This is a genomic window from Iningainema tapete BLCC-T55, from assembly GCF_014698965.1.
GTDB classification, from domain to species: domain Bacteria; phylum Cyanobacteriota; class Cyanobacteriia; order Cyanobacteriales; family Nostocaceae; genus Iningainema; species Iningainema tapete.
This window is the reverse complement of the sequence record NZ_JACXAE010000025.1, coordinates 135,104-148,709: the sequence shown is the minus strand read 5'-3', so window position 1 is coordinate 148,709 and position 13,606 is coordinate 135,104. Positions and strand designations below refer to the sequence as shown.

10 protein-coding genes are annotated in these 13,606 nt (G+C 41.8%); 8 read left to right on the top strand and 2 right to left on the bottom strand.

The features are described 5' to 3' along the window. Nucleotides 1-46 precede the first annotated feature (46 nt). Nucleotides 47-1,732 carry an alpha/beta hydrolase gene (locus tag ICL16_RS05390; protein ID WP_190825851.1) on the bottom strand — a complete coding sequence of 562 codons (1,686 nt, stop codon included), beginning with the start codon at nucleotides 1,730-1,732 and terminating at the stop codon, nucleotides 47-49. An 85-nt stretch (nucleotides 1,733-1,817) separates the two neighbouring features. Then, complete coding sequence (locus ICL16_RS05385; protein WP_190825850.1) at nucleotides 1,818-2,741, bottom strand: LysR family transcriptional regulator; 924 nt, start codon at nucleotides 2,739-2,741, stop codon at nucleotides 1,818-1,820. 109 nt (nucleotides 2,742-2,850) lie between these two features. Here ICL16_RS05385 and ICL16_RS05380 point away from each other — a divergent pair, with 109 nt between their 5' ends. The 8 genes from ICL16_RS05380 to ICL16_RS05345 all read left to right on the top strand — a co-directional run bounded on the left by ICL16_RS05380 (nucleotide 2,851) and on the right by ICL16_RS05345 (nucleotide 13,598). Then, on the top strand, nucleotides 2,851-3,621 hold the full coding sequence (locus tag ICL16_RS05380; RefSeq protein ID WP_190825849.1) for an enoyl-CoA hydratase/isomerase family protein: 771 nt from the start codon (nucleotides 2,851-2,853) through the stop codon (nucleotides 3,619-3,621). 146 nt (nucleotides 3,622-3,767) lie between these two features. Next, the gene (locus ICL16_RS05375; RefSeq protein WP_190825848.1) at nucleotides 3,768-4,538 is read left to right on the top strand and encodes an SDR family oxidoreductase; all 771 of its coding nucleotides are present in this window, start codon (nucleotides 3,768-3,770) and stop codon (nucleotides 4,536-4,538) included. A gap of 122 nt (nucleotides 4,539-4,660) precedes the next feature. Continuing rightward, nucleotides 4,661-5,071, top strand: a complete 411-nt coding sequence (locus ICL16_RS05370) for a hypothetical protein (RefSeq protein ID WP_190825847.1) — start codon at nucleotides 4,661-4,663, stop codon at nucleotides 5,069-5,071. Between the two features lie 133 nt (nucleotides 5,072-5,204). Next, nucleotides 5,205-5,411, top strand: a complete 207-nt coding sequence (locus tag ICL16_RS05365) for a hypothetical protein (RefSeq protein ID WP_190825846.1) — start codon at nucleotides 5,205-5,207, stop codon at nucleotides 5,409-5,411. Nucleotides 5,412-5,628: 217 nt separating this feature from the next. Next, the gene (locus ICL16_RS05360) at nucleotides 5,629-7,602 is read left to right on the top strand and encodes a ShlB/FhaC/HecB family hemolysin secretion/activation protein (RefSeq protein ID WP_190825845.1); all 1,974 of its coding nucleotides are present in this window, start codon (nucleotides 5,629-5,631) and stop codon (nucleotides 7,600-7,602) included. Nucleotides 7,603-7,640: 38 nt separating this feature from the next. Further along, entirely contained in the window at nucleotides 7,641-10,160 is a 2,520-nt protein-coding gene (locus tag ICL16_RS05355; RefSeq protein WP_238360610.1) for a CHAT domain-containing protein, read from the top strand. Nucleotides 10,161-10,241: 81 nt separating this feature from the next. After that, nucleotides 10,242-11,201, top strand: coding sequence for a DUF1822 family protein (locus tag ICL16_RS05350; protein ID WP_190825843.1), 960 nt, complete (start codon nucleotides 10,242-10,244; stop codon nucleotides 11,199-11,201). Between the two features lie 66 nt (nucleotides 11,202-11,267). Next, nucleotides 11,268-13,598, top strand: coding sequence for a CHASE2 domain-containing protein (locus ICL16_RS05345; RefSeq protein ID WP_190825842.1), 2,331 nt, complete (start codon nucleotides 11,268-11,270; stop codon nucleotides 13,596-13,598). Nucleotides 13,599-13,606: the final 8 nt, after the last annotated feature.

Below are 13,606 nucleotides of genomic sequence, written 5' to 3'. Positions count from 1 at the left end.
TGTTAGGGGTTTTAGTCTCGTCAGAAGTTTTTAGCGACAGCGATGTCTAACGACAAGCTGCTGCGCATCTACGCACTAAACTTAAAGGCAGTGGTTCTTGACTAATAGCTTGAGAATAACTTGGACTTAAATAGCTAAGATAACGTTGATCTAAAGCTACGTAGCTTTGGAAAAAGGCTAAACTTAAAATGTTAACATAACGACGTGCTACAGCAGGATTGGGACCAATTACTTGTTCGGGAACGGGTACAGCACCAGGCTCCTGGGATTCCCCAATAACTGAGAAGTGAGTACCGCCATTAATTAATGCTAGATATTTATTTGACGTTGTTAACCAGGTGAAAGGTTGAATTTGTTCTGGTAAAGCGGGAGCAATAGTATCAGCACTACCTGATATAATCATTATCGGTATTTTGATTTGACTGAGATTTGCTTGTCCCAAAACACTGCTAGTAACAGGGTTAATTGCAATTACCGCCTTCACTCGTGAGTCTGATAAGTTACCAGCGGATGTAGGTAATTCCGCAGCCAAACATTGAAGTAATAGAGAAATGTTAAGTGTATCTTGTGTTGATTGGCACGTTTTTTTAAGTTGTGGAAAATTAATTGTTGCCCCTGCTAGTGCTAAAGCAGTGTAACCACCAAATGATTGCCCGACTACGCCTACTTGCTGAAAATTGAAACGCCCTTTATATGCCGGATTAGAACTAGATAAACGAGTAAGTTCATCCAATAAATACTTTACATCTAAAGGTCTATCAATAAATTCTCTTGGGTTAGTTACTTCATCCGCCCTACCAGACAATAATGCTTGTAGCTGTTGTGTATTGCTACCTGGATGTTCAGGCACAGCAACAACAAAACCGTAAGAAGCGAGGTGATTTGCTAGGTAAGCAAAACTAGTTCTGTCAGAACCGAGTCCATGAGAAATGACAATTACTGGGCGAGGACTTTGGGTATTTGGTAGGTAAATATCAGCGGTAAATTTACGTTGGCGGGAAATGTCAAACAGGGTAATAGTTTGCTTTTGCCAACCGAAACGTCCTCTTTGTTGTAAGTTTGGTATTAAAGTACTAGTTAAAGTTTGAGGAGTAATTGCCTCTTGATTAGATTCTGAGTTGATTAAATTGACTGCTGCTTGAGTCTGGTTTACAAAATTTCTAAATTGGTTGACAAGTTCTAAACTACGGGCTAAATCAATCGTAATTGCATTTGAGGGAAATTTACGTAGTACATTTAATAATGTGAAGCCTTCTTTTGAATTTACAGATGCAAGAATTAAGGCGGCTCTGATAGCATAAAAACCGCTCATGCGAGTTTCTTGCTGAACAATTTCGCCTAAATTTTCTAACAATCTCTTCCCAATTGGTGTGTAGAGAAACTGTGAAATTTGTACAGCATTGAGGGGAATGGGAGTTACTAAAAGTTGTCTAAGTTGAGTTAGTTGTTGTTCACCTGCATACTGAGCATATGTTGCCAATTCATCGTCTATTTTACCTGTTCTGGCATAAGTTTCGAGTGAATTGATAGGTATAGAACGCTGTACAAGACCGTAGGAGAGGTTGAGTCGCTCTGCACTTAGCACAGGACGCAAGGCAAAGGTAGGCAGTAATAGCCCTATGCTCAAAGACCTCAATAATATTTTGAGCCAGATTGACTGCTTACCTTTAGGATGAGTACGCAGGTGCAACTCACTCAATCTGGCGATCACAGACGAAATCGGCAAGTACATAAACTACCATTAGATTCCTTATTTTCTAGGATACTAACATTATTTAAAAAATGCTCAGGTAAATTAGCTATTTTTCTTACCGCGCTCATGTATGTTCAGGTTCTTGACCATAATCAGATACCCAAGCGTCAATCTGGAATTCATCGACGAGAAAATCAATGAAGCAGCGAACTTTTGCTGGTTGAAAGCGGCTTCTTCTATAAACTGCGCTAAGTGACAAAGGTGTAGGTTGATAATCTTTCAAAACAATCTTAATTGCTCCACTAGTTACTACATCGCTAAATAACCAAATTGGTGAAACAGCAATACCAAGACCTGATAAAACTGCCTCACGTACAGCAGCAGAATTGTTAGCTTGAAAATTTCCTGTCACATTCACCTTCACAACTCCTTGCGTACTCTGAAAGTGCCATTCATTACCTGTTGATAGTCGAGTATAAACGATGCAGTTGTGATTAATTAGGTCATTCGGCGTTTGAGGTTCCCCGAATTTCTCAAAATAGGACACAGATCCAACGGTTACGCGCCGAGTAGTGCCAATTAGACTTGTAATTAAAGAACTATCTTGCGAATTGCCAATTCTGATCGCTAAATCCACTCCTTCTTCTACCAAATCAACAAACCTGTCAGTCATCATCAGATCCAGTTTAATTTCTGGATAGCGGTCTAGAAATGCCTTCATACGCGGTACGATCTGTAGCTGACCAAAAGAAACCGGACAATTCACTCGCAGTAAACCCGATGGCTTTTGTCGTCGTCCGACACTTGCCTCTGCTTCTGCCACAGCTTCTAAAATTCGTTGACAGTGTTCGTAAAACCGTTCTCCTGCATCAGTTAAACTTAGGGTTCTGGTTGAGCGCGTCAGTAGTTGCACATCTAAATATTCCTCCAAGGCGGCAATTTGCTTACTAATAGTTGGTTGTGTTGTTTCCAGTTCTCTTGCTACGGCAGAAAAACTGCCAGTTTCAACAGTCCGCACAAAACTTTTCATGGCAGAAATGCGATCCATAGGTTGTTAGTTTAATTCCAATTTGGAATAAATTATATTCTTGTTTGCCGTCTTCTCAAACTTTTAGAAATAAGTGACGATGAATTTATAGGTATCTGAGGATAAAAAAATGGTAACGACAAATCAACCAGCTTATTTTACAAAGTACGAAAATCTAAACTTCACTCGTGATGAAAACGGAATTCTTGAAGTGAGGATGCACACCAATAATAGTTCACTCGTTTTTACAGGCAAAACTCATCAGGATTTCGTCGATGCTTTCTATGACATCAGCCGAGATCGAGATAACCGAGTTGTTATCCTTACTGGTACTGGTGATTCATGGATCGCTGAGATCGATTTCCAGAGCTTGGGCGATGTCACCAATCCCCGTGAGTGGGACAAAACTTACTGGGAAGGCAAGAAAGTTCTGCAAAATCTGCTTGATATTGAAGTTCCTATGATCACAGCCGTCAATGGACCAGCACTTCTGCATACCGAGTATATCCTGACCACTGACATCATTATTGCTTCTGAGAAAGCCGTGTTTCAAGATATGCCACACCTAAATGCAGGGATTGTACCAGGTGATGGAGTACATGTACTCTGGCCCTTAGTCTTAGGTCCTTCTCGTGGACGCTACTTCCTGCTCACTCAAGAGAAGCTAACTGCTCAACAAGCTCTTGAATTGGGCGTCGTCAATGAAGTTCTGCCCCAAGATCAGCTGATGGAGCGAGCGCGGGAACTGGCAAGACAACTGGCAAAACAACCGACTCTAACATTACGCTATACCCGTGTTGCTTTGACTCAAAGAATCAAACGCTTAGTTAATGAAGGAATTGGCTATGGTTTAGCTTTAGAGGGTATAACTGCAACCGATTTGCGCAACGCTCAATCATAGAGCTACGCAATACCCATATATTTTCCTAGCTCTCTAAACTAAAAGAGTAAACCCACAGATAAACACCGATAAATCTTCATCTGTGTTTATCTGTGTGCATCTGTGGTTCTATGTACATACATGATTTATCTTTTAACTTAAACGCTATGAGCAATAATCGCTGGAAACTTACTGGAAAAAAAGCTTTAATTACCGGAGCAACTAAGGGGATTGGATTGGCGATCGCCAGAGAATTCCTGTCTTTAGATGCAGAAGTAATGATTGTAGCGCGGAATACACAAACAGTCGAGCAGCAGTTAGAGAATTGGCATAAGCTGGGATACAAGGCGCATGGAATTGCTGCCGATGTTGCTACATCTGATGGTCGTCGGGCAATTTTTGCGCATGTAAATGAAGTTTGGTCCCAATTGGATATTCTTGTCAACAATGTTGGTATTAATATTCGCAAAAAAGCACTTGAATATACAGAAGACGAATATACGTCTATTTTTGAAACCAATTTAACTTCAGTGTTTGAAATGTGCCGACTAGCTTACCCACTACTCAAAGCCTCAGAAAACAGCAGCATTGTCAATCTTGGTTCTGTGGCTGGGCTAACTTCACTTCGTACTGGCGCACCCTACGGAATGACTAAGGCGGCGCTTGTACAATTAACCCGAAATCTTGCTGTAGAATGGGCAGCAGAGCGCATTCGGGTAAATATAGTTGCTCCCTGGTACATACGCACTCCATTAACTGAACCTGTATTGAGTAATCCAGATGTTCTCAACTCAGTTTTATCACGTACACCTATGGGGCGAGTTGGTGAACCAGAGGAAGTAGCTGGGATTGTAGCTTTTCTATGTATGCCTACAGCTTCTTATATTACAGGGCAGTGTGTTGCGGTTGATGGCGGATTTTTATCTTTTGGTTTTTAAACCAACTAAAAATATATCTTCTGATATAGATTGAGGTCAAAATTTTTGATCTAATATCAATAGAATAACTGATTGCTAAACAGTTTCTCCGTTTTTATACCACCAAGCTGAGCAACTTAGCTATGAATATTGAATTTTACAACAGGGTTCCCGTGCAACCTCTGGTGTTACATTCGTTATCTTACATATGGTTGGGATGGTATCTATCCGCCCATGATATTGTTTGGTGGGTGGGAGCTATTGTGGTAGGCTCAGTATTTGCCGTAGTAAGTAAGAGTATTTCTTGGGTAGAGTATTTGGTTAATTTTGGCTCTAGAGCTTTAGTTGTAGTCTTATTTTTGTGTGCATCTATTGCTGTAGTAGCTACTTGGTCTTTATTGTTGACGTTTATTCTTATTCCCTTACTAGCCACAGTTTTAGCTGAGATTGAGCTACGTCTAGCTTCTCTCAATAAACCACAAGCACTTTCAGTTTTAATTGTGTTAGCGGGAATAGGTTTAGGAATAGGTGGAGTGTTAGACTTTTTGTACTAAGTTCAAAATGCTCTCAGTATAATTCATCCAAAAGGCAGAGGTTGTAATCAAGAAAAATTACATCTTGGACAGAAGAAATTGGATTCCCTTACCTTTTACTATGATTTATAACCAAAGTAATCGGAGTGCAATTATGTCTGAAGCACAAGAAACACAAAACCAACAACCCGAAGATGTAAACGCTAACGCTTCTGGTGGCTACCAAACTACTGTTGACGAAGAAACCCGCAAAACTGGTGTTGCTGCTAAAAACGATGCTAAGCCCACTGCAGTACCAGAATCAGGCAGCAGCGATCAATTTACAGAAGGTGCTGGCAATCAGGGAACTGAAAAGCGTTAGTTCTTTACCTACACATATGTTATCCCCCCATACCTCCCTAAAAAAGGGGGGTTTTTTATTTTGATAAGAAACATGGTTAAGGGTATGTTTGTGTATCGGTCATAGCTTAAAATCCAACCATAGGGATAGAATAGTCAATCTAATGGTTGATGTAATTCTCATCGCCTTTGTATTATGTATCATCCTTTTCCCCTTTTTTTGTCATACCCCTGTTGCCATGCGTGATAAATTATATGACACAAGCATATACAAACATTGGTTTTGTTTGAGTTTAGCGCTGACAGCGTTGACTATTCAAGTAAAACCACTGAAAGCACAAGTTAATAATATAACAAAATTTTATCAAAAAAATACTCAAAACGACTATAACTCCAGTTTGACTACTCTCAATCTTCAGGATGTAGATGTAGACAATTATAAAGATGGGTTTGTTTTTGAATCAAATACCTTACTCCAGCAGTTTGAGCCAAGAATTGCTCAAGCTCCTAACACCCCGACATTGCCACCAAATCAGCAACCGCCAACAAACTCTCCCATCGATCCCACTTTCCGAGATAATCAGCCACCATTCACTCAGCCATTACCAGAACCCGAACCACCATCGCGCTTACCGCCACTAGAAGATCTTCTTCCAACCACACCGGGTATACCAGAGGCAAGCCCTCCCGGTGACACTCCTCAAACTATTAATGTCAAGAGATTTGAAGTTAAAGGTAGTACGGTATTTACCGCTGAAGATTTTGCTCAAATTACCAAAGATTACATCAACAAACCCATTACACTTGCGGAACTCTATCAAGTACGCTCGAAAATTACACAGTTATATGTAGATAAAGGGTACATTACTTCTGGAGCATACATCCCGCCACAAAAGCTTCAAGGGGATGTCGTGGAGATTCAAGTAGTTGAGGGTCAACTCGAAGATATTAAAGTTAGGGGTCTTCGCAGGCTAAAATCAGGATATGTGAGAAGTCGTTTGGCGATCGCCACTCGTAAACCCCTTAATCGCGAACGTCTACTATCCGGATTGCAACAACTACAACTCAATCCTTTGATTCAAAATCTTAGAGCAGAATTGTCTGCAGGATCTAGTCCTGGATCTAGTTTACTAGAAGTGGAAGTCAAAGAAGCCGACACTTTTCGCACGCAGATAGTTTTGGATAATGGGCGCTCTCCTGCTGTTGGTAGTTTTCGCCGCCAAATACAAGTCAGCGAAGCTAATCTTTTGGGATTAGGGGATAGTATAAGCGCTTTGTACACTAATACTGATGGCAGCAACGCCCTTGACTTCAATTATACTTTACCCTTCAATCCCCGCAATGGTACTTTATCTTTCAGTTATGGCAGATCTGATAATGATGTGATTGAATATCCCTTTAGTCCCCTTGATATCTTGTCCAATTCCCGCTACTATGAATTAACACTACGTCAACCGATCATCCAAAAACCTACGCAAGAATTTGCTTTAGGTATAACTGCTAGTCGCCGCGAAAGCGAAGCTAGCTTTGCTCCTTTTGATACTCCCAGGATTCCCTTTAGTGATACACCGGGCGCGGATGAGCGGGGAGAAATACGGGTGACAGCTTTGCGCTTTTTTCAAGATTGGACACAACGCAGTAGTCGAGAGGTGTTTGCCCTTCGTTCTCAATTTAGTTTTGGACTTGATGCCCTTGATTCTACGATTAATGAAACAGGACCTGATAGTCGTTTTTTTGCTTGGCGAGGGCAAGCACAATGGGTACGCCTGTTAGCTCCCGATACTCTGCTACTGTTAAGGGGTGATATACAGGTAGCAGATCGACAACTCGTTCCATTTGAACAATTTAGCTTAGGTGGTATAGAAAGTGTCCGGGGTTACCGCCAAGATGCCCTGTTGACAGATAGCGGCTTTTTTGCATCAGCAGAAGTGCGTATTCCCATTGTGCGGTTTGCGCGAAACAATAGTCTTTTGCAAGTGACTCCCTTTGTTGATTTTGGCACTACTTGGGGTTCTTCTCGGGCAACTAATACAAATGCGTTGGCAAGTGAACCTAATACTTTGGTATCTGTGGGTTTTGGGTTACGCTTGCAACTTCAAGAGCGTCTGACTGCGCGTTTAGATTGGGGTATTCCGTTAGTTTCTATTTCAGGAAGAAAAGATTCATGGCAAGAAAACGGTTTGTACTTTTCAATTATTGCCAATCCATTTTGAGATTTTCCTCACGGATGCTGAGTACTATTCTCATATGCATGATTGTTTCCCCAGCTTTAGCAAACTTGTCTAAGATTAACGTTTCAAATATTCAAAACATAGAATCCAGAGTTAATGAAGATGCGAAAGTGCTGTACGATACAGGAAGGTTTGGGGAGGCGGCGCAGGTATTACAGCAGGTTGTTGAGAAATATCGACAGCAGGGGGATACTGTTAAGGTGGCGGCAGCGCTGAGTAATCTTTCTTTAGTTTATCAGCAATTGGGTGAGTGGTCCAAGGCTGAGGGGGCGATATCACAAAGTTTAAGTTTGCTGGGATATCAGCAAGAGGGGAGTCGGGGAGTTGGGAGAGAAAATCCGCAGGTTTTGGCGCAAACGCTGGATATTTATGGGCGGTTACAATTAGCAATGGGGCAGTCAGAGTCAGCTTTGGCTACTTGGGTTCAGGCTGCGGATGTTTATAAGCAGACTGCAAATCCAAGTGGTGTGGTAAGAGCTTTGATTAATCAAGCACAGGCTTTGCGTGTACAAGGATTTTATCGTCGTGCAGAAGCTAAACTTGAGGAAGTATATCAGAATTTGCGATCACAACCGGATTCGATAGAAAAGGCAACGTCTTTGCGAGCGCTTGGAGATGTTGTTCAATTAGTAGGTGATTTATCTAAGTCGCGTAAATATCTAGAAACAAGTCTAGAAATTGCTCAACGTTTGAAATCACCAACAGAGATTAGCAACACTTTGGTAAGTTTAGGGAATAATGCTCGTGTTCAAAGACAAAAAGAACAAGCGATCGGTTTTTACCAACAAACGGTTAAAGTATCACAGTCGTCTCTAATCAGAGTTCAAGCACAACTCAATCTTCTCAGTTTATTTGTAGAAGATCAACAACTTGCAAACTCACTCGCTCTCATACCATTAATTCAATCTCAACTTGAGCAACTCCCGCCTAGTCGCGCCACTGTCTACGCCCGAATTAACTTTGCGCAGAGCCTGCAAAAATTAGGGAGTCGGGGAGTGGGGGAGCCTGCTTCATTACTTGCAACTGCTGTACAGCAAGCTCGGAAATTGGGTGATAAGCGAGCAGAGGCATATGCTTTGGGTAGTTTGGGAGGCTTGTATGAACAAAATGGGCAGGTGTCGGAGGCACAAAAGCTGACAGAGCAAGCTTTAGTCTTAGCACAAGCAAGTAATGCTCCAGAAATTACCTATCGATGGCAATGGCAGTTGGGCAGATTACTGAAAAAACAAAAAGATTTTCCCAAGGCGATTGCTGCATACGATGGTGCTGTACAAACACTGGAGTCTCTACGTAGTGATTTGGTAAAAGTTAACCAAGATGTGCAATTTACCTTTCGTGACAGCGTAGAACCTGTTTATCGCGAATCAGTAGAATTACTGTTACTGACGCAACAAGGACAACCAGATGTTAAAACTCTAGAAAAAGCACGGGAACGGATAGAAGCGTTGCAACTAGCCGAATTAGATAACTTTTTCCGAGAAGCTTGTCTACAAGGTCAAAAAGTAGTACTCGATCAAGTAGTAGATCGAGATAACCCTACAGCAGCGATTCTCTACCCAATTATATTACCCGAAAAACTTCAGGTAATTGTGAAAATTCCTAACAAACCCCTGCGACTTTACAGTACCAACATTAGTCAAACAGAGGTAGAAAAAACAATTTCTGGGCTGCGACAAAATTTAGTTAAACCTTCTGCGCAACGCATCACAAGGATACAGTCACAGCAAGTTTACAACTGGTTAATTAAACCCATTGAGTCAGAATTACAAGCAAGTGGAGTGAATACTCTAGTATTTGTGCCAGATGGAGTATTACGCAATCTGCCACCTTCAGTTCTTTACGACGGTAAGCAATACTTGTTAGAGAAATATGCTGTATCGTTGAGCGTGGGTTTGCAGTTGTTTAATCCCAAACCATTAGTGCGACAACGCTTAAATGCCCTCACAGCAGGATTAACTCAACCCCCACCCAATTCCAAATTCCCTCCTTTACCTGCCATCAAAACTGAATTGAACTTAATTGCCCAAGCAGGAGTATCCACAACTAGTCTTCTCGATCAGCAGTTTACCAAAGATGCACTAATAAGCAAAGTTAATACTGTTCCTTTCAACGTCATGCACATAGCAACCCACGGTGAGTTTAGTTCCCGTGCGCAAGATACCTATATTTTGGCTGCCAATGGTCCAATTAATGTGACAGAGTTTGATGAAATACTAAGAAATCGGGATGAAGTAAGATCGGAAGCAGTAGAGTTGTTAGTTTTGAGTGCATGTCAGACAGCAGCAGGGGATAATCGTGCCGCCTTAGGGCTAGCAGGAGCAGCAGTAAAAGCCGGCGCACGCAGTACTCTGGCATCTCTATGGCAAATAGATGATGAATCAACAGCATTATTTATTGGTGCTTTTTACAAAGAACTAAAAGACGGTAAAGTTACTAAAGCCGAAGCTCTCCGCCGCGCTCAAATCAAACTATTAAATCATCCTAACTATAATGCACCTGGCTTTTGGTCTGCTTATGTGTTGATTGGAAATTGGCTGTAGAGCGTCAATTTTCTTGCGTAACTTGTGCGATTTTGAGTGATAAGTGTGTATGAGGATTCTTGATTGGCTGGGGGAATATGTATGACGCGCACAAACTATGAATTAGACGATACAAGCTTGAAGTTACCGATTACACAAGCATATAGAGAAAATGCTCAGGCGTTCGCTCAGGTTCAACCAACGCCTGAAAAAGCTGAGCAGGTTCTATTTAATACGCTTTCTGTCTTGGTATTAAGCCAGTATTTACAGATGATGGGCATCAATACATCTGTAAACACAAGTTATATTTACAACCCTGTAATACGTCTTTGTGCTGATGTAGCTGATTTGGAGTTACCAGGATTTGGTCGTTTAGAGTGTCGTCCTGTGCGCAATCACTCGTCAAATTGCTACATTCCCCCAGAAACTTGGGAAGAACGAGTAGGTTATGTGGTGGTTCAAATAGATGAATCGCTCCAAGAAGCAAGAGTGCTGGGATTTGTGCGCAGTGTCGCAGTGGAAGAATTACCTTTAAGTCAACTCCAACCCTTTGAAGATTTATTTGCTCATTTGGCGCAACTAAAACATACTCCTGCTCAGACATTGGTGAATTTGAGCCAGTGGGTTAATGGTATATTTGAGGCAGGTTGGCAAACTTTAGAATCTTTGTTAAGTGAACCTCAACTTACACCCGCCTATGCTTTTCGCGATGCTCATGAGGTAGATTCTAACCCACAAGAAGCACTGAATAGAAGGGCAAAGTTGATTGATTTGGGAATCCAAATTGCCAATCAACCCGTCATACTAATTGTCGAGATTAATCCAGAAGTTGACGGGCAAACTAGTATTCGTCTCCAACTGCATCCTACGGGTAATCAAGTTTACTTACCTACTGGAGTGCAACTGACTGTACTAGATGAGTCTGAAGCAGTGTTTCTGGAAGCTCAAGCGAGAATCGCAGATAATTACATTCAATTACAGTTTAGAGGTGAACCTGGAGAAAAGTTTAGCGTCAAGGTAACACTAGATAATGCAGGTGTTACAGAACAATTTGTAATTTAGTAGAGACGTTCCGGCGCAACGTCTGTACAGTATCCGTAGAAACCCATTCCCATCTTTCTTTTCATTATGAGTAAGTTAGTGGTTGTGAAATTTGCCGACGGTAGTTTTGAGGTGGGATTTACTGTTGCTTTGCAGATAGGTGAAGAAGGTGAACTACCCTCTGCGGAAATTACTGGTAAGCTACCACCTGCTAGTGAAATGCCACTTTACTATAGCCATTGGCAGTCTAGTTATCGACAGTTGGGTAACTTTTATCGCCTGTCTTCTGATAAGGTGCAGAAAACTAATGTGTCGGTAACTCAAGATTGTCATAATTCAGCTAAAATCTTGAGAGCACGCTTTAACACTTGGCTGCAATCTGAAGAGTTTCGTCCTGTGCGCGAAAAATGGCTGGAAAAATTGCAGTCTACGGATGAAGTGCGGGTAGTTTTACAAACAAGAAATAGTCAGTTACAGAGGTTGCCTTGGCATTGTTGGGATTTGCTGGAACGATACCCCCACGCAGAAATTGCTCTAGCTTCACCAGTGTATGAGCGAGTAAATTCAGTAAAAACATGTAATAATAAAGTAAATATTTTAGCTATTATTGGCAATAGTCAGGGGATTGACACTGAGGCAGACCAAGTTTTACTACAACAGTTACCAAATGCTGATGTTAGTTTTCTGGTAGAGCCTGGGCGTCAAGAGTTAACTGACAAGCTTTGGGGGCAAAAATGGGATATTCTTTTCTTTGCTGGACACAGTTCGAGTCGTGGTAAAGATGGAATTGGGCGGATATTTTTGAATAAAAATGATAGTCTCACTATTGAAGAGTTAAGGTATGCTTTGCGCAAAGCTGTTGAACGTGGTTTGCAGCTAGCAGTTTTTAATTCTTGTGATGGGTTGGGGTTGGCACAAGAATTGGCTTCTTTGCAGATTCCGCAGATAATTGTGATGCGTGAACCTGTGCCAGATGTGGTAGCACAAGAGTTTTTGAAGTATTTTCTTTCTGGGTATGCTGGTGGTGAGTGCTTTTATCAGGTGGTGCGACAAGCACGGGAACGATTACAAGGATTGGAGGATCGGTTTCCTTGTGCTACTTGGCTACCAGTGATTTGCCAAAATCCCGCAGCGATACCTCCTTCTTGGCAGGAAATTACGGGTGTTATACAGTCAGCGCCAACACCACCGCTTCAACAACAACGATCGCCTCGTCGCCATTTAGCTAAGGGATTGTTTTCTACTTTAGCAGTAACTGCCTTGGTGTTTGGGTTAAGATTTGTCGGGTTAATGCAAGGCGCTGAGTTGCAAGTGTTCGACGCGATGATGCGATCGCGTTCCATCGTGATGGATGAAGGTGCTGATCCACGTCTAGTTGTGGTGACGATTGATGATGCCGATCTTGCCACCCAAAGACAAAATGGTGAACTTTTGAAAGGGACTTCCATTTCTGATAAATCTCTTAACATACTTTTGGCAAAATTGCAACAGTACCAACCGCGAGCGATCGGCTTGGATATTTACCGTGATTTTCCAGCGGAAGATCGAGATTTAATTTCTCGTTTGCAAAAAGCTGACAATTTAATTGGTATTTGTAAAGGAAGTGATGCTGTTACAAATATTCACGGGACTAAGCCGCCACCAGAAATTCCCCAGGAACGTTTGAGTTTTAGCGACTTTATTCACGATCCTGATGGGGTGGTACGTCGGCATTTATTGTGGATGAACCAGGAAGCAACATCTTTATGTTCTGCCCCCAACGCATTTAGTTTGCAATTAGCATCACTTTATTTGGCGGCGAAAGGAATTCAACCAAAGTATACAACAGATGGTAATCTACAATTTGGCAATACTGTTTTTCACCGTTTGGGATCGCGTGCTGGTGGATATCAAAGTATTGATGCTAATGGTGGTCAAATTTTAGTTAATTACCGTTCGGCAAAAACTATTGCTGAACAAGTGACGCTGACGCAACTTTTATCTAGTCCGCTTAATCCCAGTGCAGTAAAAGATAAGATTGTTTTGATTGGTGTTACAGCTAGGGGGGATAATCCTGATTCTTGGGCAACTCCCTATGGAACTGAATTGGATAAGCATTTGCCTGGGGTAATGGTACAGGCACATATGATTAGTCAGATTTTAAGTGCTGTATTGGATGGGCGATCGCTCTTGCGTACTTTGTCTCCATTAGTTGAGTTTACCTGGCTTTGGGGTTGGGCTGTGGTTGGGGTAGTGTTAGCTTGGCGGTGGCGTTCTGTAAATAAATTGATATTAGTTGTCTGTAGTACCTCAGGTATTGTGTATTTATTTTGCTTTGGTTTGTTAATTCAGGGTGTTTGGGTACCGTTTGTGCCTTCTGTGTTGGTGTTGGTTGGCACTGCTAGTGTGGTTTATACGCAAAATTCAAAATTGTCGTAGAGACGTTC

Excerpts from the sequence above, each read along its gene's own strand:
- ICL16_RS05390 (WP_190825851.1), bottom strand. The coding sequence starts at position 1,732 with ATGTACTTGCCGATTTCGTCTGTGATCGCCAGATTGAGTGAGTTGCAC.
- ICL16_RS05365 (WP_190825846.1), top strand. The coding sequence starts at position 5,205 with ATGTCTGAAGCACAAGAAACACAAAACCAACAACCCGAAGATGTAAAC.
- ICL16_RS05345 (WP_190825842.1), top strand. The coding sequence starts at position 11,268 with ATGAGTAAGTTAGTGGTTGTGAAATTTGCCGACGGTAGTTTTGAGGTG.
- ICL16_RS05375 (WP_190825848.1), top strand. The coding sequence starts at position 3,768 with ATGAGCAATAATCGCTGGAAACTTACTGGAAAAAAAGCTTTAATTACC.
- ICL16_RS05380 (WP_190825849.1), top strand. The coding sequence starts at position 2,851 with ATGGTAACGACAAATCAACCAGCTTATTTTACAAAGTACGAAAATCTA.
- ICL16_RS05355 (WP_238360610.1), top strand. The coding sequence starts at position 7,641 with ATGATTGTTTCCCCAGCTTTAGCAAACTTGTCTAAGATTAACGTTTCA.
- ICL16_RS05360 (WP_190825845.1), top strand. The coding sequence starts at position 5,629 with ATGCGTGATAAATTATATGACACAAGCATATACAAACATTGGTTTTGT.
- ICL16_RS05350 (WP_190825843.1), top strand. The coding sequence starts at position 10,242 with ATGACGCGCACAAACTATGAATTAGACGATACAAGCTTGAAGTTACCG.
- ICL16_RS05370 (WP_190825847.1), top strand. The coding sequence starts at position 4,661 with ATGAATATTGAATTTTACAACAGGGTTCCCGTGCAACCTCTGGTGTTA.
- ICL16_RS05385 (WP_190825850.1), bottom strand. The coding sequence starts at position 2,741 with ATGGATCGCATTTCTGCCATGAAAAGTTTTGTGCGGACTGTTGAAACT.